This is a genomic window from Natronohydrobacter thiooxidans (assembly GCF_001884735.1).
In the GTDB taxonomy this organism is placed as follows: domain Bacteria; phylum Pseudomonadota; class Alphaproteobacteria; order Rhodobacterales; family Rhodobacteraceae; genus Roseinatronobacter; species Roseinatronobacter thiooxidans_A.
On record NZ_MJAP01000012.1, the window covers coordinates 176,590 to 201,550 of the forward strand.

Genomic DNA, 24,961 nt, shown 5'->3' on the forward strand with positions numbered 1-24,961 from the left:
CGTCCAACCACGGAAAAGCCAGTTTGTTCCTGCCCTTGGCAAAGCCGTCAGTTGAGATGATAGACCAGCGTAGGGCGCGCCGAGCAGCCGGAACGATTGACAGCGCAAGCCACCTGATCGTCCTTGCGTTGGAAATCGATACTGAGTTGCGCCCCGCAGATATCCAGATTCTTGATCGTAAGCTGGTCGATCCCTGCAGGCAGTCTTGGTGCAACGACGCGAACATCGCGCGCGGGGGCGTCAATCTCGATGCCCAAAGTGGTCTTGAGCAACATGAACGCCGCCGCCGCCGCCCAGGCTTGCGGGGCGCAGGCTACGGGATAGGCCACCGGCCCCTCCCCAGAGACCCGCGCAAAGCCGCAGAACAACTCGGGCACGCTCTTGCCGAAATGAAACGACGCCTCGAACAGGCGGGCGAGCGCGCGCGCCGCATAGTCGGGCTGGTCATAGAGCGTGATGCCGACAGTGCAGATCGCAGTATCATGTGGCCAGACCGATCCGTTGTGATACGAGAGAGGGTTGAAGCGCGCTTCACCGATTGCGACGGTGCGCAACCCCCAGCCTGTCTGGAAATCGGATCTATCAAAGGCCCGCGCCAGCGCCTGACCGCGCTGCTCCGAGGGTAGTCCCGAGTAGAGCAGATGCCCCGCATTGGTCGTCCGAACCGCACATTGGCGGGCGTCCCCGTCCAGCGCCAACGCGTAGAATTCCTTGTCCGGCATCCAGAAGCAGCGCTCGACCGTCTGGCGCAGCGTTTCGGCACTGGCCAGCAATTTCGCATGATACTCCTGCTCGCCGCGTCGTGCCGCCATTTCCGCCATACCGGTCAGCGCAAGATAGGCGTAGCCCTGAACCTCGACGAGACTGATCGGCCCTTTCGCAAGCGTGCCGTCAGCATGAAACACTGCATCAGGGCTGTCCTTCCAGCCCTGATTGATCAGCCCCGTTCCCCGCATATAGGACACCAGACCGTTCGGGTTTTCCGCGCGTTTGGTTTCAATCCACGAAATTGCGCTTCGCAAAGCGGGCCAAAGCGCGTCGATGAAGGCATCATCAGCCGTTCGACGGGCATATTCTGCGGCCAGGTGCACGAATAGCGGCGTCGTGTCGACCCCTCCGTAATACCGCGCAAAGGGCACCTCGCGCGTCTGCGCCATTTCCCCCTGCCTCGTCTCGTGCAGGATTTTTCCCGGTTCTGCCTCTGAAAAATCGTCATGTTCCTGCGCCTGTGTCGCAGCCAGAAAGCGCAGGACCCCGCGCGCCAGAGCAGGATCAAGCCAGAGGATAGCGAGTGCAGTTATGATACCGTCCCGCCCGAAAGGCGAGGAGAACCACGGAATGCCGGCCGAGGGATACAGGCCGGTTTTCAGGTCAGTGGAGAGAAGTGCAATATCGGCACGTGTCCGGCTCAGCCACTCGTTGAAGAGCGGGCCGGATGTTTGCACAGACGCACCGCTCTGGCGCTTCATCTTCATCGCCCGATGGGCAGCGGCCTGGTGTCTGCGATGACGTATCCGGCCCGGTGCGGTCCGCTCTGCCCCCGCTTCGATGTAGAGAAGCCTGCGCGCGCCGCGCGGCAGATGCATGCCAAAATGGATCTCGCTCCCTTCACCAGCCACGGTAACGGGTTGCGAAAAGCTCAGCGTCAGACCGCGGCTATTGTCATCCAGCCCTTCGTAGGCAAAAGCGATATGGTGGCTGCCCGATCTGATGGGCAATAATTGCCCCCGTGCCCGGCGGGTCATGCCACGCACCTCGAATATGTCGCGGAAATCTGCGGCGATCTGGAAGGCAAGCGGCAGGTCGACCGGAGCATCCCCGTAATTCGTCACAGTGATCCGCTCGAAGATACGTTCATTTCTCAGGAAGCGTTTGCGGTTTAGATGAATACTGCCTTGTTGCAGCCTGCCGCCATCCGCAAAAGCGATGCCCGGATTGGTCAGGTTTGCCTCGAAATACACATGATCGCTCGACAAGGCAGATCCAAGCAACACCGGGCGACGCCCGCCAATCTGCAGCACGAAGCGCGACAAAAGGCGTGTATCTTTGCAAAAAAAGCCGTCGGCGAAGCCGACAATGTCGCCTTGACGCCCAGCCAGCAAGAAACAATCAGCCTCTTTCAGAGCGGCCTGGCTGGCGCTGAAACTCGGGGCATCTTCTTCGCTCTCGGCCACCGCAGCAAGCGGGTCGATCATGTGCTCGTCGAATTCGCATGGCGCATCAGCCATGTGCGGCCTCCTTTCTAGCCATCAGAGAGATACGCTCGCGGGTGCGCAGACACGCGCCAGACGGGAATAGACAGCGACATATTCATCGACCATCCTCGACGCGGCAAAGCGGCGTTCAAAGCACCTGCGGACTTCTTTTCGGTCCAGTGCGAGGGCGCGCGGCAGCACTTGGACCGCCTGTTCAAGTGAGTCCACGACGAAGCCCGAAACCCCCTCATCGATGATTTCCGCCATCGCGCCATTGCGCCATGCAATTACAGGGGTTCCATGCGCCATGGCCTCGATGACGACAAGACCGAAGGGCTCGGGCCAATCGATCGGGAACAGCAGCGCCGCGGCGTTGAGCAGAAATTCCGTTTTTCCGGATTCGGAGATCTCGCCCACATACTCGATCTTCGAGCCATCAAGATGCGGCTCGATCTCTTGCCGGTACCAAATCCGATCATCTTCGTCGAATTTTGCAGCGAGTTTCAGGGGAAGATCTGCAGCTTTGGCGATGGCAATAGCCCTGTCCGCCCGCTTGTCCCGAGACAAGCGGCCCATGAAGGCAAGATACCCGGCACTGCTCGGCGCCTGAGGCATTGGAGCAGGCTGGTAACGATCACGCGGGATGCCGTGGTAAATGTTGGCGACCCAGTTCGCCTGTGCAAGCGGGCCACGCTGTGCAAGGGAAATCGAACTCATGGGCATGTCCGGCCAGCGGGCGAGCGCGGCAGGCAGGTCGGCATAGTCGAGCCTGCCATGCGGTGTGGTCAAGGTCTTGGACGCGAAATCCTGGAAGAACGGGAAATGCTGGAAATGCGAGAGGTGGCAATGGATAACATCGAACGCAGCCTGCTGCTTGCGCACTTCGTCCAACATGGCCAGATGCGCCGCAATCGCTGACACTTTCGCGGCAGGATCCTGACGCATGCCGCAAGATCGGCATTCCACCAGTTTTCCCAAGGTTGCGGAGCCTGCAGCGGCGAAAAGCGTCACCTCATGCCCCAAGGCCACGAGCCCGTCACACAGGGTTGCTATAACCCGTTCGGTGCCGCCATAGGCGACCGGTGGAACCGTCTCGAAAAGCGGCGCCACTTGAGCGATGCGCATCGGCCGTGCCTCCTTCGTCTGTCTGATGAACGCACGAAGGAACCTTATTGTTCCTGCGGTCCCAACGGTTCCGCAGGCAATCCGCGATCAAGGGACAGGATGGCGCGGACCATCTGACAGCATCCCCGCTTCTCCGGGGTTCAGGGCGAAAGCTCTCCCCTGTAGCCGGGCGCGCGGGGATTCATGGCCGTTTGATCTTGACCCTTCACCTATCGCCAATCCAGCACGATTTTGCCGGAATTGCCGCTGCGCATGATCTCGAAGCCCTGCGCGAAGTCTTTGGCGGCCATGCGATGGGTGATGACGGGGCGGATATTCAATCCGTTTTCCAGCATGGCAATCATCTTGTACCAAGTCTCGAAAATCTCGCGCCCATAGACGCCCTTGATCGTGATCGCCTTGAAGACGATGCGCGACCAGTCCACGGGGCTTTTGCCCGGCGGGATGCCCAGAAGTGCGATGCGCCCGCCCATGACCAGATTTTCCACCATCTGATCCAGTGCCTGCTGGTTGCCCGACATTTCCAGCCCGACGTCAAAGCCTTCGCGCATTTTCAGGCGCGCTTTCACTGCGGCCAGATCTTCCTGCATCACATTGACCGGCATCACATCCGCCACTTTTGCGGCCAGATCCAGCCGCACCGGATTCACATCGGTAATGACCACATGGCGGGCGCCGACATGGCGCGCGACAGCCGCCGCCATGATCCCGATGGGGCCCGCGCCGGTGATCAGCACATCCTCGCCCACCAGATCATAGCTCAGTGCCGTGTGGACTGCATTGCCCAGAGGATCAAGGATCGCGCCGATTTCGTCGTCAATCGCGTCGGGCAGCGGCACGACATTGAAGGCAGGCAGGCGCAGATATTCGGCAAATGCGCCCGGTTCATTGACACCGATGCCGCGTGTGGCGGGGTCCAGATGGAACTTGCCTGCGCGTGACTGGCGGCTGTCGCGCCCGATCAGATGGCCTTCGCCGGAGCAGCGTTGGCCAATTTCCAACCCGGTCACATTGCGGCCCAGTTCCACGATCTCGCCTGCGAATTCATGGCCCGTGATCAAGGGCACGGGAACCGTGCGTTGCGCCCAGTCGTCCCAGTTCCAGATATGGATATCGGTGCCGCAAATGCCGGTCTTGGCGATACGGATCAACACATCGTCGGGACTGATCTGCGGCACCGGCGCGGTGACTTGCCATAGTCCGACCTCGGGGCGGGATTTCTCCAGTGCTTTCATCATGACAAGATCCCTGTGTCGTGTCCGGCCTGTGCAAAAGCCGCCAGTGCCTGATCCAGATCCTTGCGCGTCAAGGCGGCATTCATCTGTGTGCGGATGCGTGCCTGCCCCTTGGGCACAACGGGAAAGAAGAACGGCGAGACATAGACGCCCAGATCGAACAAGCGCGCCGCCATTGCCTGCGCCTTATGCGCGTCATAGAGCATGACCGGGATGATCGGGTGCTCGCCGGGCAGCAAATCAAACCCCGCCGCAGCCAGCCCTGCCCGCCAATAGGCCGCATTGTCGAATAGCTGCGCACGCAGATCATCCGCCCCCTCGACGATATCCAGCGCCGCGATCCCGGCCGCGACAATTGCGGGCGGCAGCGCATTGGAAAACAGATAGGGCCGCGCGCGCTGGCGCAACAGGTCAATCACGGGCTGCGGACCGGCGATATAGCCCCCCAAGGCACCGCCCAGGGCCTTGCCCAAAGTGCCGGTCAGAATGTCAGCCCGCACCCCCAGATGCGCAGGCGTGCCGCGCCCCTGCGGCCCCATGAAGCCCGTGGCATGGCAGTCATCAACCATGACCAGCGCATCATAGCGCTCTGCCAGCGCGCGGATCTCGGGCAGGCGGGCAAGATAGCCGTCCATCGAGAATACGCCATCGGTGGCGATCATGATATGGCGCGCGCCATCCGCGCGGGCGGCCCGCAACTGCGCTTCCAGATCATCCATATCGGAATTGGCATAGCGGTAGCGCCGCGCCTTGCACAGACGTATGCCGTCGATGATGCTGGCATGGTTGAGCGCGTCCGAGACCACGGCATCCTCACGCCCCAGCAGCGGCTCGAACAGCGCGCCATTGGCATCGAAACAGGCCGCAAACAGGATACTGTCATCCATGTCCAGATATTTCGCCAAACGCGCCTCCAGCGCGCGATGCAATTCTTGCGTGCCGCAGATGAACCGCACCGAGGCCATGCCGAACCCATGCGCCTGCATGGCCGCGATGGCGGCGTCGATCAGCGCGGGATGATTGGCCAGACCAAGATAATTGTTGGCGCATAGATTTATCACCTCGCGCCCGCCCACCTGCACGCGGGTCGATTGCGGGGTCGCGATCATTCGCTCGCGCTTGAACAGCCCGTCGGCCTCGATTTCGGCAAGCGTTGCGCGCATATGGTCCAGAAACGCAGTCGTCATTCGGGATGCTCTCTCATCGTGTAGAATGGGCACTGTGGGTCAGTCCCCGCAATTGGCCCGGCCCTGTTCAGGTGCGGGCCTTCTCAAAAGCGGTCCAGGCGGCCCCGAAAGCTTTGAAATCAAAGCCCGGCATGCGTGCAGGATCGAGGATCAGCTTCTCGGTCGCAAGCAATTTTTCGATACCCGACTGCAGCTCTGGCAGGGCAGCGGGTGGGATGACCACTGCGCCGTGCCGGTCGGCATGGATCAGATCACCCTGCGCCACGCGCAGCCCGAACACGGTGACGGGTTCGCCCAGGCTGCGCACATGCACGAAGCCATGACTGGGCCCCACACTGCCCGCGATAACGGGAAATCCTGCGGCCATATCACCCAGATCCCGCATCACCCCATTGGTCAGGGCGCCCGACATGCCGAATCCCTTGTGGATGGTGGTGTTCACTTCGCCCCAATAGGCCCCGATGCAATCGGGATAGTCCAGCGCTTCGATCACCGCGACCGAAGGCTTGGGCGCGTCATGCATCGCCTTGTAACAGGCCATGCGCCGGGCTCCATGACCCCGATAATGGCAGATTGACGAAATACGGACATGATATTGCCCGCCGACAGAAACCTGTCTGACATCAGCGAAAAGGCGATCATGAACACGATAAAGGCCACAAGTATGCCTTGCTCTTCTATTGCAGGGCCTCCGGCCTTGATGCGGGTCATCAGCATCTGGTTCCTCCCGGGAAAACACCTCCGCGCGCTCCCCTGCACGCTTGATGGTCGAGATACCGTCAAGATCGGAGCAGGTCTTGCCCGCCCCGATCTGTCCTGTTGTCTACTCAGAAGACAGGGCGGTCGAACTGATCCATATTGTCCTGCGTGCTCTTGGGGTGTCGAAGTAGTTCAGCGTCGGCACATCTTCACCTTCCAGCATATCCAGCGCCGCTATTCGCTCAGCCGCGCTTCGGTGCCGCGCAGACGCAAAGGTCACGCCCGCAGTGCGGCATCAACAGCCTCGGCCAGCCGCCCGGTGATTTCCGCGAGATCGGCCGGGGCGACAATGAAAGGCGGCGCGAGCAGCACGTGATCGCCTTGCACCCCGTCAATCGTACCCCCCATCGGATAGACCATCAGCCCGCGCGCCATCGCTTCTGCCTTGATCTTCGCATGGAGTTTGCGCGCAGGATCAAAAGGTGCCTTGCTGTCGCGATCGGCCACCAACTCGATGGCCTGAAACAACCCGCGCCCCCGGATATCGCCGACATGCGCATGCTGCCCGAAAGCTGCAGACAGTTCGGCCCGCAGATGCGCGCCCATAGCCTGCACATTCTCCAGCAACCTGTCGCGCCGGATCACCCGCTGCACCGCCAACCCCGCCGCTGCCGCCATCGGATGCCCCATATAAGTGTGCCCATGCTGGAAAAACCCGGTGCCATTGGCAAAGGCATCGTAGATCCGCTGGCTCAACAAGGTCGCGCCGATGGGCTGGTAGCCCCCGCCCAGACCCTTTGCTATGGTCAGCAGGTCGGGCGCTATGCCGTCATGTTCGCAGGCATAGCGATATCCCGTCCGCCCCATCCCGCACATCACCTCGTCCAGGATCAGCAGCACCCCATAGCGGTCGCAGATCGCCCGGATGCGCCGGAAGTAATCCGCCACTGCAGGCACCGCCCCCGCCGTTGCCCCCACCACAGGCTCGGCGATGAAGGCCGCGACCGTCTCGGGCCCCAGGTCCAGGATCTTCGCCTCCAGCTCGCCCGCCGCGCGCGCCGCATAATCGGCATCCGTCTCACCATCGCGCTGTTCGCGATAGGCGAAGCAGGGCGCGATGTGATGCGCCTCCATCAGCAAGGGTTTGAACTGCGCCCGCCGCCATTCATTGCCGCCCGCCGCCAGCGCCCCCAGCGTATTGCCGTGGTAGCTCTGTCGCCGCGCGATGATGTGGCGGCGCTCGGGCTGGCCGGTCTCGGTGAAATACTGCCGCGCCATTTTCAGCGCCGCCTCCACCGCCTCGGACCCGCCAGAGACCAGATAGACATGGCTCAACCCTGCGGGCGCGTCAGTGATAAGTTCATCGGCCAGATCTTCCGCCACATCCGTGGTGAAGAACCCGGTATGCGCATAGGCCAGCCGGTCCAACTGGTCATGCAAAGCCGCGATCACCTCCGGGTGGCCATGCCCCAGACAGGACACCGCCGCCCCGCCGGAGGCGTCGATATACGACTTCCCCTCCGCATCGGTGAAGCACAGGCCAGAGGCCGCGACCGCGCGGCGCGGCGGCGTGTGAATGGAACGATGCAACAGACGTGTCATGAGCAAACCTCAGATGATATCAGGATGATAGGTGTTGAAAGCCGCAAGCTGCCGGTCCAGCCCCGCCAGCCGGGCCAGCACAGCCGGGTCATCGCCGCGCGCGACCAGCGCCACCAGCACTTCCGCCAGCGCAAAGGCCGGGGCCATGCTGTGCAGGAAGGACGCGCTCGCAATGGGCACGATCATTGCCACACCGTCCGGACAGATCAATGGCGAGAGCCCCGTGTCGGTCAGCGCCACGACCTGCAAACCCCGCGCACGGGCCTGTACCACAACCTCGACCACCGCGCGCGTATAGGGCGCAACTCCGCAGACAAACAGCACATCCCCCGCCTGCGCCTGCGCCAGCGCATCGAAACCAGTGCCGCCAATGCCGTCCAGCAACCGCGCCCGGTCGCTGATCAGCGACAATGCGTATGAGACATGCCAGGCCACGGCATGACTGGAACGCATCCCCAGACAATAGACCTGACGCGCCTGCGCGATCATCCCCGCCGCGCGCACCATCGCCTGCGGCAGATCGCCTGCGGCCAGCCCAGCAACCTGCGCCCCGCAATTGCGCAACATCTCCTGCGCCGCGAGTTCCGAGGACTCCGCGTGCAAGGAAGCACGGCGCGCCGCCTGCCCCGCCAGACCGGGCGCCTGCCGCAGCGCCGCGCGATGCCCTTCGCGCAAGCCCTCATAGCCGTCATATCCCAGCGCCTGCGCCAGCCGCGTCATGGTCGCAGGCTGCACACCAGCCCGCTTCGCCTGTTCGCGCATCGACAGCAGCGCCACCTCCTGCGGGTTCGCCGCCACCCAGCGCGCAGCTTTCTGAAGCTGCGCAGGCAGCGATTCAAGGCGCATGACAAGGGTCTGGGCAAAGGCGGGTGACATCGCCACAGTTTAGCGAGTCCCCGGCAGGTATGCAATAAATGTTTCACTGAAAGATTCGATCGTTTCTCCGCGCAATATCCGCAGGATCCATCTGCACTATCGGCGAAGCCCATGGGCAAAGCGCGCAACCATCAGCGCGACTTTGGGTTCAAGCTGACCCGCGATCTGCTCAACCTCTCGGGCATTGCGCAGCGCCTGTCGGCTTGTGTCTATGCTTGTCTGGCTTGGCCGCGCGACGGGCTTGGCATGGCCCGTATCTGCGCTTGCGGGTTGTATGCTGCCGGTTCGTGGCAGAACTCGGCGCGGATCGGCGGGCCCATTGGCCTCATCACGCCGCCCTATCGCCTGAGCCTCTATGTCGTGACCGGCGTAACGGGCATGCCTTATATGCAGCTTCTGGCATATATTCTTCCCGATATCGTCGCCCTGATCGGCCTCCGGATGCTGGTGGCTTTCGTTCCCTGGCTATCACTGATATTGATCTGACCCTGACGAGGCGAAGAAGGTGAGCGCTGGCCATGACGCATCAGACCACAACCTCGGAGGATGACGTGGATCGCAGCGAACGGATCCCGACGACCCTGCGGTTGCTGACCTTGCTGGAAGAAGTTGTCCGGCGGGGCGGGCCGGTCACGCCGACCGACCTCGCGGACACAACCGATCTGCCAAAGGCCACACTGCACCGTTTGTTTCAGACGCTCGAAACAGAGGGCTATCTGCAGCGCGAACCCGATGGGCGTGCCTATTCCGTAGGACCGCGCACGCGCTCCCTGGCCATGGCCACCATGTCCTCGATGCGGATGCGCACACCGCGTCTGGCAATCATGCGCGCGCTCGCCAAGGATATCGGCGAAACCTGCAATTTCGCCATCCCGGACCGCGAGGCGATGGTCTATCTTGACCGGGTCGAAACCGAATGGCCCCTGCGCGTGCAATTCTCGGTCGGCACGCAGGTGCCATTCTACTGCACGGCGGGCGGCAAGCTCTATCTCTCCACGCTCAGCAATCTGCGTCTGGGCAGCTATCTGCGCAATGCCGATCTGACGCGGCTGACCCCCAACACGATCACCGATCCCGAAGCCCTGCGCGCCGAGATCATGAAGATCCGCGAGCAGGGTTTTGCCGTCGATAACGAGGAATTCCTCGAAGGCGTGATCGCCTTCGCCATGCCGCTCCGCGACCAACATGGCCGGATGCCGGCGACAATCGCCTTTCAGGGACCAACGCAGCGCATCTCGGTCGAGCAAGGCTATACCCATCTGCCGCGCCTAAAGCGCGCGGCAGAGGAATTGTCAGCCCTGCTCTGACCCGCTCGTCACGGAATCAGAACCGAACTTCCTGTCGTCACGCGCGCTTCCATGTCGCGATGCGCCTGCGCAACATCGGCGAGCGCATAATCCTGTCCGATGCGGATCTGCACCTTGCCGCTTTCGACCATTTCGAACAGTTCCGCCGCCATGGCCTGACAGGTCGCATGATCCGCGATATGAGTAAACAGCGTGGGCCGTGTCACTTGCAACGACCCTTTCGCACTCAGAATCCCCAGATCGAAGGGCGGCACCTTGCCCGAGGCATTGCCAAAACTGATCAGCATGCCCAGCGGGCGCAGACTGTCGAGCGACCGCTCGAAGGTCGCGGCACCGATGGAATCCATCACCACATCAACCCCGCGCCCATCCGTCAACTCACGAACCCGCGCCACGAAATCTTCGCGCTCGTAATTGATCACCTCGGACGCGCCATGCTCCTTGGCAAGCGCGCATTTCTCATCCGTCCCGGCGGTGCCGATCAGCCGGATCCCCTTGGCGCGCGCCCATTGGCAGGCGATCAGGCCAACACCGCCAGCGGCAGCATGAAACAGAACCGTATCGCCCGCTTTCAGCGGCACAGTGCGCTCGAACAGATACTGCACGGTCAGGCCCTGCAGCATCATCGCGGCACCGGTGCGGAAATCAATGCTCTCGGGCAGGCGGCACACCTGCGCCGCGTTCATCACCCGCGCCTCGCAATAAGCCCCCGGCGGTGCACTGGCATAGGCCACCCGGTCACCCACCGCCAGATGCGTGACACCTTCCCCCAGGGCCTCGACCACACCCGCACCCTCCATGCCAAGCACATGGGGCAAAGGCAGCGGATAGGTGCCCGCACGTTGGTAGATGTCGATAAAGTTCAACCCGCAAGCGTGATGGCGCACCCGCACCTGCCCCGGTCCCGGTTCCCCCAGCGGAAGGGTCACCAGCTTCAGCACTTCCGGGCCACCGGGCGCGTCGAACTGGATGGCTTTTGTCTCGGTCATCGGGTCTCCTCCGTCGATTGATAGGTGCTGGTGGACGCCGCTCGCAACACGCGGTCCCGCGAGACGCAAAGCTGCCACAACCAGACGCACTAAAAGCCATTCAAGCGCCATGGGCAAGCATGATTGCGCAGCCGGTTACGGCGCTTCACAAGGTAGATCATTGCAAGAACCGCCGCAGTTGCGTAGCGTCCCGCCCATGACCCATGCTGCCTCTCTCGCGCCACATCTGCCCGACTGGGTACAGGACGCCCGCCCGGACGGGCTGGATGCGGCCAGCTTCGGCGCAGGGGCCGCATTGGCCATGCTGCACCTTGCCCAGCAGGATGCAGGCTTGCCCCAGCCCTTATGGCGCGCGCGGCTTGCGCTGCAGGCAGCGGAACACGGGGCCCGGCTGACCGGACGCCCGGAATCCCCTGCGCAGATGCGCGATGAAGTCCACCTTTTGCGGCCGGGGGAAACGCCGGGACCGGCCGGGGCCATTGCGCTGGCATGGCTGCGCGCTGTCGAACGCCCGGTCAGCGCCGCCAATCTGCACCGCGCCCTGCCGCAACTGAGCGTAACACAACTGGAATCATGGACCCTACCTGCCAAGCAAAGCGCCATCACGCGGGCGGCGCAGGTCGTGCAGGCCGTGATGGCGGATATCGCGCGCGGCGAAACGACCGCGCTGATGCTCGCCGATGCCGCACTGGCCCAAGCGCTCGGCTGGCGGCATGTGGTCCCGCTTCTGGGCCGACATCTGTCGCGCCGGGATCTGCGTCTTGGCGCCGATGATCTGCGCCTTGCCTGCGCGCAAGCCATCATCCGCAGCAGCCGCACAGCACTTGCCACTGCAATGGATCTGACCCGCCGCGCCGCCATTCTGAAGGCGATCCGGCCCAAACTGCGGGCGCGCGGCGCGGATCAGGCGCTGGCCCAGTTCCTCACGCACGATGCCCTCGCGCCCTCGCGCGCATTGGTGCCCATGATGTCGGACCGGGCGGCACGGCGCTTCTGCGACCGGCTGGTAGAGCTTGGCGCCCTGCGCGAACTGACCGGGCGCGACAGCTTCCGCCTCTATGGGCTCTGACCATGACCGCCGAGTTTGACCGCGACCTCTCCGACCTGCCGCCCGATCTGCGCTGGCGGGTCTGGATGCAGCGGATCGAGGCCGTGCTTTTCGCCTCTGCCCGGCCTGTCGAGCGCGCGGATCTGGCGCGCATCGTGGGACAGGGGGCGTCGGTCGATCTGTTGCTGACGGATCTGGCGGCGGATCTGGCGGACCGGCCCTATGAGATCGTGCAGCACGGCACTGCCTGGGCCATGCGAACCCGCCCGGCCTTTGGGCCGGTGATCCGTGCCGCTGCGGATGTGCAGGATCAGGCACTGAACCTCAGCGAGCGCGACCTGACCGTGCTGGTCGCCATCGCCCTGCACCAGCCCGCGACGCGCGACGATCTGCGCGAGCTTCTGGGACGCGAGGTCAGTCGCGACGCAATCGGCCGCCTGTCAGAGAGCGGGCTGATCGCGCCCGGCCCCCGCGCCCCGCGCCGGGGAGCCCCGCACAGCTTCATCACCACCGATAGATTCCTGGATGCCTTCAACCTTGCTTCGCTCGCAGATCTGACGGAACTCGACATGGCGCAGGATGCCGGGTTTCTGCCTTTGTCAAAAGCGCAGAGCTAAGGTCTGCGGGCAATCCCCATGATGCGATGAGGATCGCCACCCGCCTGCGACAGAACGTGCTGCTGCGACGTCGCCCGACGCGGTTCAGACCCGCCCCCTGATCTGCGTAGCCAGATGCCTCGAAAAGGCCCGCGCCGGGGCTGGAATCACCTCATTCGCGCGGCTCATGATCCCGACCGCCCCGCGCGTGGGGGCCGTCGGCAAAGCAAGCTGCACCAGATTACCCTTGGCAAGATCGTCTGCGACAACCCCAAGGCTGATGAACCAGACCACATTCGGCTCGGCGAGCGTCAGCGCGCGCCCGAAAGCCGAAGAGGCCGACTCGATCCGGTTGGGGAAGAGTGCAACCCCCTGCGCAATCAGCATCCGCGCGACAAGGGGCCGGATCGCGGTTTCCCGCGGTGGATAGAGCACCAGAAACCCGTCCAGATCCGCAAAACTGTCAATCGAAACTGCCGGACTGTCCGGTCGCGCAACGATGACGACTTCTTCGGTATAGAGCTGCTGAAATGACAGGCCGGCCATGCTTTCAGGCCGTCCCAGCCGCCCCAGCACCAGATCAAGCCCGCCAGAGCGCAGCCGCGCGATCAGGTCAAGATGCGGCCCTTCGGTAACTTCCAGCAAGGTATCGGGATTGGCTGCGGCGAAACTGCGCGCGGCAGCGGGCAGGATGGCACCCGCCACACTGGGCAAGGCCCCGATCCGCAACCGGCTGGCCGCCTGTCCTGCCCCTTGCAGGCTTCGCAGCCCGTGGCGGATGGCCGCCGTGGATTGCTCTGCATATTGCAGGAACACCTCGCCCTCCGGGGTCAGCCGCAAACCCGCGCGACTGCGTTCCGCAAGCACATGCCCGGTGATGTCCTCAAGCTCTTTCAGGGTCTTGGAAACCGCCGGTTGGGTCAGGTTCAGACGCTCTGCCGCGCGTTTCAGACTCGCAGCGCGCGCAACAGCGGTGAAGATCTCAAGATGTCGGAACTTGATACGGCGCTCCAATACTTTCCCTTTTCGATAACTAACAGCACGAATTTTCAATTTTATTAGCAACACCGTTATGTAAATGAAAGAGCAGAGGCGAGAAAGAGGCACGATATGAAAACCAGAGTCGCAATCATCGGCGGGGGCCCCTCAGGGCTGCTATTGTCGCAATTGCTGCATCTGCGCGGCATCGACAGCATCGTGCTGGAGCGCCAGACAAAGGAACATGTGCTGGGACGGATCAGGGCAGGTGTGCTTGAACAAGGGCTGGTCAAGCTTCTGGAACAGGCGGGTTGCGCAGACAGGCTGCACGCCGAAGGCTATGTGCATGATGGCACATTGATCTCTTACGACAATTCCATGTTCCGCATCGATTTTACCGAACATACCGGGACACCGGTCATCGTCTATGGCCAGACCGAAGTGACACGCGACCTCTATGCCGCGCGCGACGCTGCAGGCGGGCATATCGAGTTTCAGGTCGAGGATGTGGTGATCCACGGGGCCGATACGGACGCGCCCCATGTCACCTATACATCCCAAGGCCAGCAGCATCGCATTGACTGCGATTTCATCGCCGGTTGCGACGGGTTTCACGGGGTCAGCCGTCAGTCCATCCCGCTGACGGTCCGGCGCGAATACGAGAAGATCTATCCTTTCGGCTGGCTTGGCATCCTCAGCCAGACACCTCCGGTCGCGGAGGAACTGATCTACGCAAATTCGCCGCGCGGTTTCGCGCTGTGCTCCATGCGCAACGAGAACCTGAGCCGCTATTACATCCAATGCGCGCTCAGCGACAAACCCGAAGACTGGAGTGATGAGGACTTCTGGCAGGAACTGAAGCGGCGCATCCCGGCGGATCAGGCCGAGAAACTGGTCACGGGGCCCAGCATCGAGAAATCCATCGCGCCGCTGCGCTCCTTCGTGACCGAACCCATGCGCTGGGGCCGACTGTTTCTCTGCGGGGATGCCGCGCATATCGTGCCGCCCACCGGGGCCAAGGGGCTGAACACGGCGGCCTCGGATGTGCATTATCTGTATCAGGGGCTGTGCGACTATTACGAAAACGACTCGACCGCCGGAATTGACAGCTATTCGGAAAAGGCCCTTGCCCGCATCTGGAAGGCCGAGCGTTTCAGCTGGTGGTTTTCATCGCTCATGCACCGCTATCCGGACCAGTCGGAATTTGACCTCAAGATGCAGCTGGCCGAGCTGGAATTTCTGCGCACCAATAAAAGCGCGCAGCAGGCCATGGCCGAAAACTATGTGGGATTGCCCTATTGATGCAGGCGATCCGGGTAAATGATGTCACGCTACATGTGGTGGCAGAAGGGCCGCCAGACGCGCCTGCCGTGTTGTTCGCCAATTCGCTGGGCACGGATCTGCGGCTCTGGGACGCGGTGCTGCCATATCTGCCGACAGGGCTGCGCTATGTGCGTTACGACAAGCGCGGGCATGGCCTGTCCGAATGCCCCGCGGGGGGTTGGACAATCGCCGATCTGGCCCAGGATGCCGAAGCGCTGATCGAGGCGCTCGATCTTGGCCCTGTCCTGTTTGTCGGCCTCTCCATCGGCGGCATGATCGGCCAGCAACTTGCCGCCACCCGCCCCGACCTTGTACGCGCGCTGGTTCTGTCGAACACGGCGGCGCGGATGGGCACGCCGGAGATGTGGGCCACACGGATTGCCGCGATCAGGGCGCAAGACCTGCAGGCGATGGAAAGCACCATTCTGGACCGCTGGTTCGGCCCGGCCTTCCGGCACGGAGCCGAGGCCACCCTATGGGGCGCAATGCTGTCGCGCACGCCGCAAGCCGGATACCTCTCCTGCTGCGCCGCCATCGCGCAAGCTGATCTGACAGAACAGACTGCGCGCCTGAATTTACCTGTATTGGCCATCGCAGGGGAAATGGACGGCGCCAGCCCGCCCGAACTGGTCGCGGACACGGCGCGGCGCATTCCGGGCAGCCAGTGCCATGTCATCCCCGGCACAGGACATCTGCCCTGTGTCGAAGACCCGCGCGCCTATGCCGCGATCCTGTCGCCATTCCTGAAGGAGCATTCGAATGTCTGACCGTCACGCCGATGGAATGGCCACGCGCCGCGCGGTTCTGGGGGATGCCCATGTCGACAGGGCCGAAGCCGCCAAGACCGACTTTGATGCGCCCTTCCAGCGGCTTATCACCGAAAGCGCCTGGGGCACGGTCTGGGCAGACACCACGATCACGCAACGCGAACGCTCGATGCTGACACTCGCGCTTCTCGCCGCGACCGGAAATTTCGAAGAGATCCCGATGCATATCCGTGCCACTCTCCGGACCGGCGCCGCGAAAGAGGATGTGATGCAGGCGTTTCTTCATGTGGCGATCTATGCCGGCGTGCCAAAGGCGAACCATGCCATCAAGCTTGCCAAACAGACCTATGCGGAAATGGAGGCTACGCAATGAGACAGCCCGCAGAATATTACCAGCGTGACCGGACACTGCACCCGCCCGCCTACACGCCCGGCTACAAGACCAGCGTCGCGCGCAGCCCGCGTCAGGCATTGATCTCGCTGGAGAATACAGCCAGCGAAATCACCGGCCCGCGCTTTGGCCATGGCGATATCGACCCCGGCGACAATGATCTGATCAGCAATTATGCCCGCCCCGGCGAAAGCCCCATCGGCGAGCGCATCATCCTGCACGGGCGGGTTCTGGACGAGAATGCACGCCCCCTGCCCCGGACCCTGGTGGAAATCTGGCAGGCCAATGCGGGCGGGCGCTACCGGCACCGCAAGGACACCTATCTTGCGCCGATCGACCCGAATTTCGGCGGCTGCGGTCGGACCCTGACCGACGAGAACGGCTATTTCTTCTTCCGCACCGTCAAGCCCGGTGCCTATCCATGGCGCAACATGGTGAATAACTGGCGTCCGGCGCATATTCATGTGTCAGTCTTCGGCGCGGCCTTTGTCCAGCGGCTGATCACGCAATGCTATTTCGAAGGCGATCCCCTGATCCCGATCTGCCCGATTGTTCAGACCATCCCGGACCCGCAAGCGATTGAACAGCTTGTGGCGAAGCTTGACCTGAACGCCACCATCCCGCTGGATTCCATCGCCTACAAATTCGACATCGTGCTGCGCGGGCGCCGCTCCACCCTGTTCGAAAATCGTCTGGAAGGAAACTGAGCCATGCCGCAGACGCTGAACTACCTGCGCGAAACCGCCTCGCAGACCGCCGGGCCCTATGTGCATATCGGGCTTGCGCCGGGTGCTGCCGGGTTTGACATCTACCGGCAGGAACTGGGCTGGGACATCGCCGGACGGAATGCCGAGGGCGAACGCATCCGGGTCGAGGGGCTGGTGATCGACGGCACCGGCTCGCCGGTCAAGGATGTACTGATCGAAATCTGGCAGGCCAATGCGCAAGGCCATTACGCCCATCCCGAAGGCGGCGGGCCGGTCGAGGACGGGTTTCGCGGCTGGGGCCGTGTGATCACCGATTTCGATACCGGGCAATGGGGTTTCGAGACGGTCAAGCCAGGATCTGTGCCGGGCCGGAACGGCAGCGTTCAGGCACCCCATCTGAATCTGTGGATCGTGGCGCGCGGCATCAATGTCGGCCTGAACACAAGGCTCTATTTTGACGACGAGAGCGACGCCAATGCCGCCGATCCGGTCCTGAATCTGATCGAATGGCAGAACCGCCGCCCGACCCTGATCGCAAAGCGCGGCCTGCAGGATGGCAAACCGGTCTATCGTTTCGATATTCACCTTCAGGGCGAGCACGAGACGGTCTTTTTCGACGTCTGACAGGACATGAGCAGACGCGGCTTGCCCGCGTCGCTCAAACTTGTTCAGAAGGGGCGAAAGGGCGGGCGCCTCCCTCTGCAATCGCGGCCCATCTGGCCCTGCGATCCGTCAGATCAACGCCCGCACCCCCGCAGGATCAGGCCAGCGCGACAGCCACTGCGTCGCTCAACCGTACCGTGGGCCGGTTCAGCAAGCCGGACAATGTGCCGCTGTCATCCGCCAGCCATCCGTCTCCGGCCTTCACATCCGCATCGACCAGCAATTGCGCGAAACCGGATGGCAGGCCCAGACTTTCAAGGATGCCCTGATAGACATCACCCGGCAGATCATTATAGGGCAGGGGCTTGCCGGTTTGCCGCGACACCTCTGCCGCAAGCTCGGTCAGGGTGAAGCCTTCATCCCCGGCCAGCTCATAGACCTTGCCCGCATGCGCCGGATCAGCCGCAGCCACTGCCAGCGCCTGCGCGTAATCAGCACGGGTCGCGGGCGTGAAGCGGGCGTCACCGGCCGAGCCGATCAGCGCCCCGGCACCGATGGCCCCGCCAAGATTGGCGGTCCAGTTCTCGGTATACCACCCATTGCGCAGGATCGTCGCCTGCAGGCCAGAGGCCGCGATAATCTCTTCGGTCGCCGCATGATCCACTGCAATCAGAAGCGGCGAGCGGTCAGCTTTCAGAATCGAGGTATAGAGGATCCGCCCGACCCCTGCAGCCTTGGCCGCCTCGATCACATTGCGATGCTGGCCAATGCGGTCATTGAAATCACTGGAGGAAATCAGCGCCAGCGTCGTGACACCCTGAAGCGCGGCAACCATCCCGTCAGGGTCGGTATAGTCAAAGGCCCGTGCCGGAACCCCCAGATCGGCGACTTTGCCGGGGTCGCGCGCCAGCGCCACGATCTGGGCCGGGTCGGCAAGGGTCTTGAGATGGGCAATGGCAAGGCGGCCAAGCTGGCCGCTGGCGCCGGTGATGGCAATGGTCATGAATGCACCTCTTGTTGCGTTGACAGGGGCTAGATAACGGAATACTTATCAAAAGGAAGTACGCACAAAAATGTAAGTGTAAGAAAATGTCCGATATCAGCCTGATTGACAGAAAACCGGATGTCCTCAGCGAGAAATGCCCGTCGCGCCGGGTATTGAATCATGTGACCAGTCGCTGGGGCGTGCTGGTCCTGATCGCGCTGCAGGACGGCACCCATCGTTTCAGCAACCTGCGCCGCCGGATCGGTGGCGTGTCGGAACGCATGCTGGCGCAAACCCTGCGCGTGCTGGAGGAAGACGGCTTCATCCAGCGAACCGCCTATCCGGTCGTCCCGCCGCATGTCGAATACGATCTGACACCGCTCGGCCAGACAGTCGCCGAGAAGGTCCATGCGCTGGCCGCTTGTATCGAGGACAATCTCGGCCAGATTCTGGCAACCCAGGACGCCTGACACCGCAAGGCGCAGCAATCTCGCCTGGGGTCCGAGTTATGTCTAAGCGAAACCGGCCCGCCGGATGACTTGATTTTGTTCTCCTTATGTTCTATATTCCGAACATATGCCGGAAAGGGAGAACCCTTATGGAAGACACCACATTCGCCCCGCCTGCCACGCCGCGGCAAATTGCCTATGCGCGGGCGCTGGCCCTGCGCAACCAAACGCTTCTGCCGTGGGAGGTGCAGCAGGACCTTCGCGCCCTCAGCGCATGGATCGACGCACAGGCAAAGCTGAAACCTGCCGCAGCGCTTGACGCCCTGCCCTCGTCCCGGCAGGTCGCTTTCGCCGAACGCCTTGCCCGCATCAAACGCCGCGCCGTGCCGGATGAGTGCTTTCGCGACAAGGCGCTGATGTCGAAATGGATTGACGGGAACAAATAGGCCGCTGCAGCTGCACTGCTTGAATATCGGTCATTATTACGCTATATTGCGACATAATGACCGATTGGACCCGTGCCATGCATATCGCAAATTTCGCCGAAGCTGGACAATTCGAGCCGCGCAAGATCGCTGCGGCCCTGCGCACATCCGCCGAGGAAGTCGCGCTGACCGTGGGGCTCGGCAAGGATGCCTTGCAGCGGCGCACCCGGATCAGCTCGGACAAGACCCAGCGCCGCCTGCGCGAACTGGTGGAGATCCTCAACAAGGTCGAACCGCGCTTCGGCTCGGAACTCATGGCCTATGCCTGGTACCGGTCCGAGCCGCTGCCCGGCTTTGACGGACGCACGGCAATGCAGCTTGTGCAGGAAGGCAAGGCGCAGCAGGTGCTGGAATATATTGATGCTGTCGATGCAGGCATTTTCGCCTGATGCCTCTGCGTGATGGGCGCTATACCGGGCCGCTCTTCCGCGCCCTGAACCCTGTCTATGCGCGCGAGCCGCTCTCGGGGCGCGGTGCGGCACTTCATGGCGGTCGCTTCAACCCCAAAGGAACGCCCGCGCTCTACACCGCCCTTGATCCTGCCACCGCATTGCGCGAGGCAAATCAGGTTGGCAGCCTGCAGCCCACAACTCTCGTGTCCTACAGGGCAGATATCGGCCCGATCTTCGATACCGGCAACGCGGATGCACTCGCCAGCTACGATCTGTCGGCACAGATACTCGCCGATCCCGGCTGGCGCGCCAAAATGCTCGATGGCCGCCCCGTTCCCACCCAGGATTTCGCGCGAACCCTCATCGCGGAGGGCTTCGCGGGCCTGCTCACGCGCAGCTTCGCCAAGGGTGCATCCGAGAGCAACCTGAACATCATCCTCTGGCGCTGGACCGGCGCGGGCTGTGCACTCGAACTCGTCGATGATGAAAACCGTCTGGGGCGGATGTGACGCCGGACCGGATTTCTACCGCCGCAACTGCGCATCCAGCGTATCAAACGCCTTCTGAAAAACATTCTCATGCACATTCGGGATCAGTTCCTGATCATCCTCGGGCGCGGCAACCCAATCGGCGGTCCAGACCGCAAAAGTCTGATTGCGGTCGGTCAGCGGGTAAAGCCGCGCGCCGGCATGGTAGTTCAGCCAGAGCATCGGACTTTTCAGAATCCGGTAGCGAAACGCATGATCCTGGTCGGAAAGCAGCGTCAGTTGCTCATGCAGCTTCCCCTCGCCAAAGATGAAATCGCGCACGCCGGACACCTTGTCGGACCGCACACCGCCGATCATCTCCATCGAGGGGATATCCTCGTGCCAGTGCTTCATGCCCGCAAAATCACGCATCTTTTCCCAGACATCGGCCAGCGGCGCCCGGATCACGCTGGAGGTAAAGACCTTGGCAGGCCGCAATCCCTGCCAGCGCGCATCCGCAACAGGCGGCGCAGGCTGGGTCGCGATATACCCGGCCAGCGCATGCAATCCCTTGGCGAAAACCTCTGTCGAGATCAGCACAGAATATTTCCCGGCATCCTGCGGGGCTTCATCGAAACTGGCATGCCAGCGCACAAAGGTCGTATTTCCATTTGTCACCGGGATCAGTTCAAGCGTCGCGAGGTAATTCTCGATCGGAAAGGCCGGGGTCTCGAAATTGTAGCGCAGCACATAGCGGCTGTCGTCCAGTTCCATCAGCCGTTCGCGCACGAAGGTGCCATCCGCAAGATGAAAGGCCCGGATACAGCCCACGCTATCCGCATCGCGCCCGCCTTCGATCTCGCTGTCAGTGACAGCCGGATTCCAGACCGGCATCGCGTTGAACGCGCGCAACACCGCCCAGACCTGCTCTACAGGTGCCGGGATGATGGTTGTCGCCAATGCTTCCGTCATGAGAGCCTCCTCAGAAAGTCAACGCCTTGAAAGCGCGGGTGGTTTCGCTGAGCGCGATCTCGGTCGGCAACCGCTCCATCGAGCTTGCGCCATAGAATCCATGGCAATGCCGCGCGCTGCGCAACACATAGGACGCATCCTCGGGCGTGGCGATAGGACCGCCGTGACAGATGATCAGGATATCGGGGCGCACCTTCAATGCCGCCTTGCCCCATTCATCGATATCCTTCACGCAATCATCCAGCGACCGGACCGTTTCGGCGCCGATTGTCCCGCCAGAGGTCAGACCCATATGCATCACCAGAATATCCGCCCCGGCCTCGGCCATGGCCACGGCCTCGGATGCGGAAAAGACATAGGGCGTGGTCAGCATGTCACGTTCATGCGCCATGCGGATCATGTCCACTTCCAGCGCATAGCTCATGCCGGTTTCTTCCAGATTCTGACGAAACACCCCGTCAATCAGCCCCACGGTCGGGAAATTCTGCACCCCGGCCAGCCCCATCGCCTTCAGCCGGTCCAGATGCTGCTCCATCATCACAAAAGGATCGGTCCCGTTCACCCCGGCCAGAACCGGCGTGCTGCGCACCACAGGCAAGACCTCGCGCGCCATATCGACGACGATTTCATTGGCATTGCCATAGGCCAGCAGCCCTGCCAGCGACCCACGCCCCGCCATCCGGTAGCGTCCGGAATTGTAGATCACGATCAGATCGATGCCGCCATTCTCCTCGCTCTTGGCGGACAGCCCGGTTCCGGCGCCCCCGCCAATGATCGGGACGCGACGCGCCGCCATGTCCTGAAAACGGCGCATCAATGTGGCACGGTCGCGATGAGGGGTTCGGATCTGGTTCATGAGAGCATCCTGAGAAATTCGGCGGCCATCGCCTGCGCGAAAGCCGGATCGTTGACATGCAGAGGGAGTTCAATGAGCTGCCGCCTGGGGCCGGGACGGAAGGTCTCGCGTATCGCGGCAAAAAGCGCGTCATTGGCCGCCGGGTCGTGGAAGGGCTGGCCGGGCGCATCCACCGCCGAAACCCCGTTCAGCGGAAGAAACAACGCAACCGGGCCATCGCAGCGGTTCAACCGCTCGGTCAGGAAATGCGCGATCTGCACGTTTTCCTCGGGCGTGGTGCGCATGAGCGTGATCTGCGGATTATGCACCAGCAGATTGCGCGCCTTGAACCGTTCCGGCACCGTGTCGCGGCCATTGAAATTGACCATATCGACCGCGCCCACCGACCCGACCCATGGCAGCCCGGTCCGCGCGATCACGCCGTAGCGATCCGCCGAACAGGGCATGACACCGCCCACCAGATGATCGGCAATCTCCGTGGCCGTGACATCCAGCACACCCGCCAGCAAACCGGATTCCGCGAGCTTCTCCATCGCCGCGCCGCCGGTTCCGGTGGCATGAAAGACGAAAGGTTCGGCCTGACCGGCCAGCGCCGCGCGCAGATGATCAACACAGGCGGTTGTGACGCCGAACATGGTTATCCCCACACCCGGCAGATCGCCCTTGTCCTCCGTCACCGGATTAAGCGCCATGCCCGCCGCAGCATGGGCCGCATTGGCGATGACGCGGCGGCTGATCGCGTTCAGACCGGCCACATCCGTGACCGACGGCATCATGCCCAGATCCGTGGCGCCCACATATTGCGCCACCTGCCCCGAGGCCACGGTCGACAGCATCAGCTTCGGCACACCCACGGGCAAGGCCCGCATGGCCTGCGTCACAAGCGCTGTGTTGCCCGATCCGCCAAGGCCCAGCACCGCTCCGATATCCTCGCGCGCCAGCAGCCAGCGCGTCAGCGCATCCGCCATCGCTGTGATGGCTGCGCCCCGGTCCTCCAGCCCCAGCACGGCCCCGGCCCCATCGGGGTGACAGGAAGCGACCTCGGTCGCCGTGACATCGGCGCGCGCGCCAGCCCCGCGCGTGCCCACATCCACCAGCACCGGCACCGCCCCCATGGCCCGGACACGTTCGCAGGCATAGGACAATTCATCCTCTTTGGTGTCGCAGGTGCCGATCACATAGACGCGTCTAATGGCCATGGCTGACCCCCAGATAGCGGTTCTTCAACTCGCGGTCGCGCGCCAGTTCAGCAGAGCCGACCGTCGCCGCGATCCGCCCCGTCACCATGATCGACACCTCATCCGCGACCGAGGTGGCAACGCGCAGGTTCTGCTCGATCAGCAACAGCCCCATGCCTTCCTGCGCGATGGTGCGCAGCACTTCGATCAGATGATCCACGATCACCGGTGCCAGCCCTTCCGAGGGCTCGTCCATGATCACCAGACGCGGATTCATCAACAGCGCACGCGAAATGGCCAGCATCTGCTGTTCGCCGCCCGAAAGCTGGTTGCCCCCGTTCTTGCGCCGCTCGGCCAGACGCGGAAAGGTGTCATAGACCCGCTCGATGGTCCAGGGCGGGTTGCCGCGCTGCGCGACCAGTCGCAGATGCTCATGCACCGAAAGCGAGGGAAAGACCCGCCGCCCCTGCGGCACAATCGCCATGCCACTGCGCGCAACCTTGCCCGTGCCAAGGCCCAGAATCTCCTTGCCGTCAAGCTTCGCACTGCCGCTGGCCGCAACCATGCCCATCAGCGCCGAGCACATCGTGGTCTTGCCCATGCCGTTGCGCCCGATCACCGAAACCGGCTTCTCACCGACCGACAGGCTGACGCCCTGCAGGATCGTCGCCTTGCCGAAGCGCACATGCATATCGCGAATTTCCAGAGCACCGCGCATCAATGCCCCTCCCCGAGATAGATTGCCTGCACCATCGGATCATCGGCCACCTTGTCGGAGGTGGACTCGACCACCACTTCGCCGTCCTTCATCACGGTCACTTTCTCGGAATTGGCCAGTGCCACATCCATGTCATGCTCGATCAGGATCAGCGTCAGATCGCGCGGCAGCTCCGCCATCAGCGCCACCAGTTCCGGGCGCTCGGCGGCGGATAGTCCGGCAGCGGGTTCATCCAGCATCAGCAGCCGCGGGCTACCGGCCAGTGCCATGCCGATCTCGACCTGTCGGCGCTGGCCATGCGACACCGCATCAATGCGCGTATCAAGGATATGATCCACCCGCACCTGCTGCGCCAGTTCCTGCACGCGCACCAGATCAGCGCTGCCCTTCCCGGCCTTGAGCAACGAAAACCGCCCCGGTTTCATCGCGCGCACCGCCAGATACAGGTTTTCCCGCACCGTCAGACCGCTGAACAGGGTCGAGCTCTGATAGGTGCGTCCAATACCAAGGCGCGCGCGCCGATGCGGTTTGAGCTGCGAAATATCAGTGCCGAAAAAGGTGATCTTGCCCGATGTGGGCGGGTAGTCGCCGCAGATCGTGTTGAAAAGCGTGGTTTTGCCCGCGCCGTTCGGTCCCAGAATCGCGCGGCGTTCGCCCTGTTCGATCCGCAGGGTCACGTCACTGACCGCCCGGAGCGCGCCAAACCGGCGGCCCACGCCTTCCAGCGTCAGGGCGGGCAGGTCAGAAGAATGAGAGGGTGACGCAGACATCAGAATTCCTGTCTTGAAGCGCCTGCCCCCGATCCCTTCACCGGGGGCAGGCATGATCCGA

27 protein-coding genes and 1 pseudogene are annotated in these 24,961 nt (G+C 62.7%); 13 read left to right on the top strand and 15 right to left on the bottom strand.

What is annotated here, in order from left to right; genetic code table 11:
• Window positions 1-47: 47 nt before the first annotated feature.
• The 7 genes and pseudogenes from BG457_RS08625 to BG457_RS08655 form a co-directional block, all read right to left on the bottom strand.
• Window positions 48-2,228, bottom strand: a complete 2,181-nt coding sequence (locus BG457_RS08625; protein ID WP_071796676.1) for an amylo-alpha-1,6-glucosidase — start codon at window positions 2,226-2,228, stop codon at window positions 48-50.
• Window positions 2,229-2,249: 21 nt separating this feature from the next.
• Entirely contained in the window at window positions 2,250-3,320 is a 1,071-nt protein-coding gene (locus BG457_RS08630) for a glycosyltransferase family 4 protein (protein WP_071796677.1), read from the bottom strand.
• A 209-nt stretch (window positions 3,321-3,529) separates the two neighbouring features.
• Complete coding sequence (gene tdh / locus BG457_RS08635) at window positions 3,530-4,555, bottom strand: L-threonine 3-dehydrogenase (protein ID WP_425434919.1); 1,026 nt, start codon at window positions 4,553-4,555, stop codon at window positions 3,530-3,532.
• Window positions 4,555-5,742, bottom strand: a complete 1,188-nt coding sequence (locus BG457_RS08640) for a glycine C-acetyltransferase (RefSeq protein WP_071796679.1) — start codon at window positions 5,740-5,742, stop codon at window positions 4,555-4,557. The genes tdh and BG457_RS08640 overlap by 1 nt, the downstream gene beginning before the upstream one ends.
• Before the next feature lie 67 nt (window positions 5,743-5,809).
• Window positions 5,810-6,292, bottom strand: a pseudogene (locus BG457_RS08645) (RraA family protein); the annotation flags it as partial.
• Window positions 6,293-6,717: 425 nt separating this feature from the next.
• Window positions 6,718-8,043 carry an aspartate aminotransferase family protein gene (locus tag BG457_RS08650; protein ID WP_071796680.1) on the bottom strand — a complete coding sequence of 442 codons (1,326 nt, stop codon included), beginning with the start codon at window positions 8,041-8,043 and terminating at the stop codon, window positions 6,718-6,720.
• A gap of 9 nt (window positions 8,044-8,052) precedes the next feature.
• Entirely contained in the window at window positions 8,053-8,889 is an 837-nt protein-coding gene (locus BG457_RS08655) for a MurR/RpiR family transcriptional regulator (RefSeq protein WP_217649502.1), read from the bottom strand.
• Window positions 8,890-9,030: 141 nt separating this feature from the next.
• Here BG457_RS08655 and BG457_RS08660 point away from each other — a divergent pair, with 141 nt between their 5' ends.
• Together BG457_RS08660 and BG457_RS08665 are read left to right on the top strand one after the other, a co-directional pair.
• A complete protein-coding gene (locus BG457_RS08660) occupies window positions 9,031-9,405 on the top strand; it encodes a hypothetical protein (protein ID WP_071796682.1) in 375 nt (124 codons plus the stop codon).
• A 32-nt stretch (window positions 9,406-9,437) separates the two neighbouring features.
• Window positions 9,438-10,226 carry an IclR family transcriptional regulator gene (locus BG457_RS08665; RefSeq protein WP_071796683.1) on the top strand — a complete coding sequence of 263 codons (789 nt, stop codon included), beginning with the start codon at window positions 9,438-9,440 and terminating at the stop codon, window positions 10,224-10,226.
• An 8-nt stretch (window positions 10,227-10,234) separates the two neighbouring features.
• Here the strand turns inward: BG457_RS08665 and BG457_RS08670 are convergent, their stop codons facing one another.
• Window positions 10,235-11,215 carry a quinone oxidoreductase family protein gene (locus tag BG457_RS08670; protein WP_071796684.1) on the bottom strand — a complete coding sequence of 327 codons (981 nt, stop codon included), beginning with the start codon at window positions 11,213-11,215 and terminating at the stop codon, window positions 10,235-10,237.
• Window positions 11,216-11,411: 196 nt separating this feature from the next.
• Here BG457_RS08670 and BG457_RS08675 point away from each other — a divergent pair, with 196 nt between their 5' ends.
• Together BG457_RS08675 and scpB are read left to right on the top strand one after the other, a co-directional pair.
• Entirely contained in the window at window positions 11,412-12,284 is an 873-nt protein-coding gene (locus BG457_RS08675) for a DUF1403 family protein (RefSeq protein ID WP_071796685.1), read from the top strand.
• A 2-nt stretch (window positions 12,285-12,286) separates the two neighbouring features.
• Window positions 12,287-12,880, top strand: coding sequence for an SMC-Scp complex subunit ScpB (gene scpB / locus BG457_RS08680; RefSeq protein WP_071796686.1), 594 nt, complete (start codon window positions 12,287-12,289; stop codon window positions 12,878-12,880).
• A gap of 84 nt (window positions 12,881-12,964) precedes the next feature.
• Here scpB and pcaQ read toward each other — a convergent pair whose 3' ends face one another.
• Window positions 12,965-13,873 carry a pca operon transcription factor PcaQ gene (pcaQ, locus tag BG457_RS08685; RefSeq protein ID WP_071796687.1) on the bottom strand — a complete coding sequence of 303 codons (909 nt, stop codon included), beginning with the start codon at window positions 13,871-13,873 and terminating at the stop codon, window positions 12,965-12,967.
• Window positions 13,874-13,969: 96 nt separating this feature from the next.
• Between pcaQ and pobA the strand changes: the two genes are divergently transcribed.
• The 5 genes from pobA to pcaG are packed head-to-tail and all read left to right on the top strand — an operon-like array spanning window position 13,970 to window position 17,649.
• A complete protein-coding gene (gene pobA, locus BG457_RS08690; RefSeq protein WP_071796688.1) occupies window positions 13,970-15,139 on the top strand; it encodes a 4-hydroxybenzoate 3-monooxygenase in 1,170 nt (389 codons plus the stop codon).
• The gene (gene pcaD / locus BG457_RS08695) at window positions 15,139-15,927 is read left to right on the top strand and encodes a 3-oxoadipate enol-lactonase (RefSeq protein WP_071796689.1); all 789 of its coding nucleotides are present in this window, start codon (window positions 15,139-15,141) and stop codon (window positions 15,925-15,927) included. Before pobA ends, pcaD begins: the two co-directional genes overlap by 1 nt.
• Window positions 15,920-16,300: a 4-carboxymuconolactone decarboxylase gene (gene pcaC / locus BG457_RS08700; RefSeq protein ID WP_071796690.1), complete on the top strand. Its 381-nt coding sequence runs from the start codon at window positions 15,920-15,922 to the stop codon at window positions 16,298-16,300. Before pcaD ends, pcaC begins: the two co-directional genes overlap by 8 nt.
• Window positions 16,297-17,025, top strand: coding sequence for a protocatechuate 3,4-dioxygenase subunit beta (pcaH, locus tag BG457_RS08705; protein WP_071796691.1), 729 nt, complete (start codon window positions 16,297-16,299; stop codon window positions 17,023-17,025). The genes pcaC and pcaH overlap by 4 nt, the downstream gene beginning before the upstream one ends.
• 3 nt (window positions 17,026-17,028) lie before the next feature.
• On the top strand, window positions 17,029-17,649 hold the full coding sequence (gene pcaG / locus BG457_RS08710) for a protocatechuate 3,4-dioxygenase subunit alpha (protein ID WP_071796692.1): 621 nt from the start codon (window positions 17,029-17,031) through the stop codon (window positions 17,647-17,649).
• Window positions 17,650-17,785: 136 nt separating this feature from the next.
• Here pcaG and BG457_RS08715 read toward each other — a convergent pair whose 3' ends face one another.
• Window positions 17,786-18,631: an SDR family oxidoreductase gene (locus BG457_RS08715; protein ID WP_071796693.1), complete on the bottom strand. Its 846-nt coding sequence runs from the start codon at window positions 18,629-18,631 to the stop codon at window positions 17,786-17,788.
• A gap of 86 nt (window positions 18,632-18,717) precedes the next feature.
• Here BG457_RS08715 and BG457_RS08720 point away from each other — a divergent pair, with 86 nt between their 5' ends.
• From BG457_RS08720 to BG457_RS08735, 4 genes are all read left to right on the top strand, one after another.
• Complete coding sequence (locus BG457_RS08720; protein WP_071796694.1) at window positions 18,718-19,083, top strand: winged helix-turn-helix transcriptional regulator; 366 nt, start codon at window positions 18,718-18,720, stop codon at window positions 19,081-19,083.
• A 128-nt stretch (window positions 19,084-19,211) separates the two neighbouring features.
• A complete protein-coding gene (locus BG457_RS08725; RefSeq protein ID WP_071796695.1) occupies window positions 19,212-19,508 on the top strand; it encodes a hypothetical protein in 297 nt (98 codons plus the stop codon).
• Between the two features lie 77 nt (window positions 19,509-19,585).
• Window positions 19,586-19,936 (top strand): MbcA/ParS/Xre antitoxin family protein, encoded by a 351-nt coding sequence (locus BG457_RS08730; protein WP_071796864.1) that lies wholly within the window; start codon window positions 19,586-19,588, stop codon window positions 19,934-19,936.
• Window positions 19,936-20,448, top strand: coding sequence for an RES family NAD+ phosphorylase (locus tag BG457_RS08735; protein WP_071796696.1), 513 nt, complete (start codon window positions 19,936-19,938; stop codon window positions 20,446-20,448). The genes BG457_RS08730 and BG457_RS08735 overlap by 1 nt, the downstream gene beginning before the upstream one ends.
• Window positions 20,449-20,463: 15 nt before the next feature.
• Here the strand turns inward: BG457_RS08735 and BG457_RS08740 are convergent, their stop codons facing one another.
• From BG457_RS08740 to BG457_RS08760, 5 genes are read right to left on the bottom strand one after another with little or no spacing between them, the layout of a single operon-like run.
• Window positions 20,464-21,378 (bottom strand): SRPBCC family protein, encoded by a 915-nt coding sequence (locus BG457_RS08740; protein WP_071796697.1) that lies wholly within the window; start codon window positions 21,376-21,378, stop codon window positions 20,464-20,466.
• Between the two features lie 10 nt (window positions 21,379-21,388).
• Window positions 21,389-22,234: a phosphoenolpyruvate hydrolase family protein gene (locus tag BG457_RS08745; protein WP_071796698.1), complete on the bottom strand. Its 846-nt coding sequence runs from the start codon at window positions 22,232-22,234 to the stop codon at window positions 21,389-21,391.
• On the bottom strand, window positions 22,231-23,433 hold the full coding sequence (locus BG457_RS20230) for a Tm-1-like ATP-binding domain-containing protein (protein ID WP_071796699.1): 1,203 nt from the start codon (window positions 23,431-23,433) through the stop codon (window positions 22,231-22,233). The genes BG457_RS08745 and BG457_RS20230 overlap by 4 nt, the downstream gene beginning before the upstream one ends.
• Entirely contained in the window at window positions 23,423-24,130 is a 708-nt protein-coding gene (locus BG457_RS20235) for an ABC transporter ATP-binding protein (RefSeq protein ID WP_071796700.1), read from the bottom strand. Before BG457_RS20235 ends, BG457_RS20230 begins: the two co-directional genes overlap by 11 nt.
• On the bottom strand, window positions 24,130-24,900 hold the full coding sequence (locus tag BG457_RS08760; RefSeq protein ID WP_071796865.1) for an ABC transporter ATP-binding protein: 771 nt from the start codon (window positions 24,898-24,900) through the stop codon (window positions 24,130-24,132). The genes BG457_RS20235 and BG457_RS08760 overlap by 1 nt, the downstream gene beginning before the upstream one ends.
• Window positions 24,901-24,961: the final 61 nt, after the last annotated feature.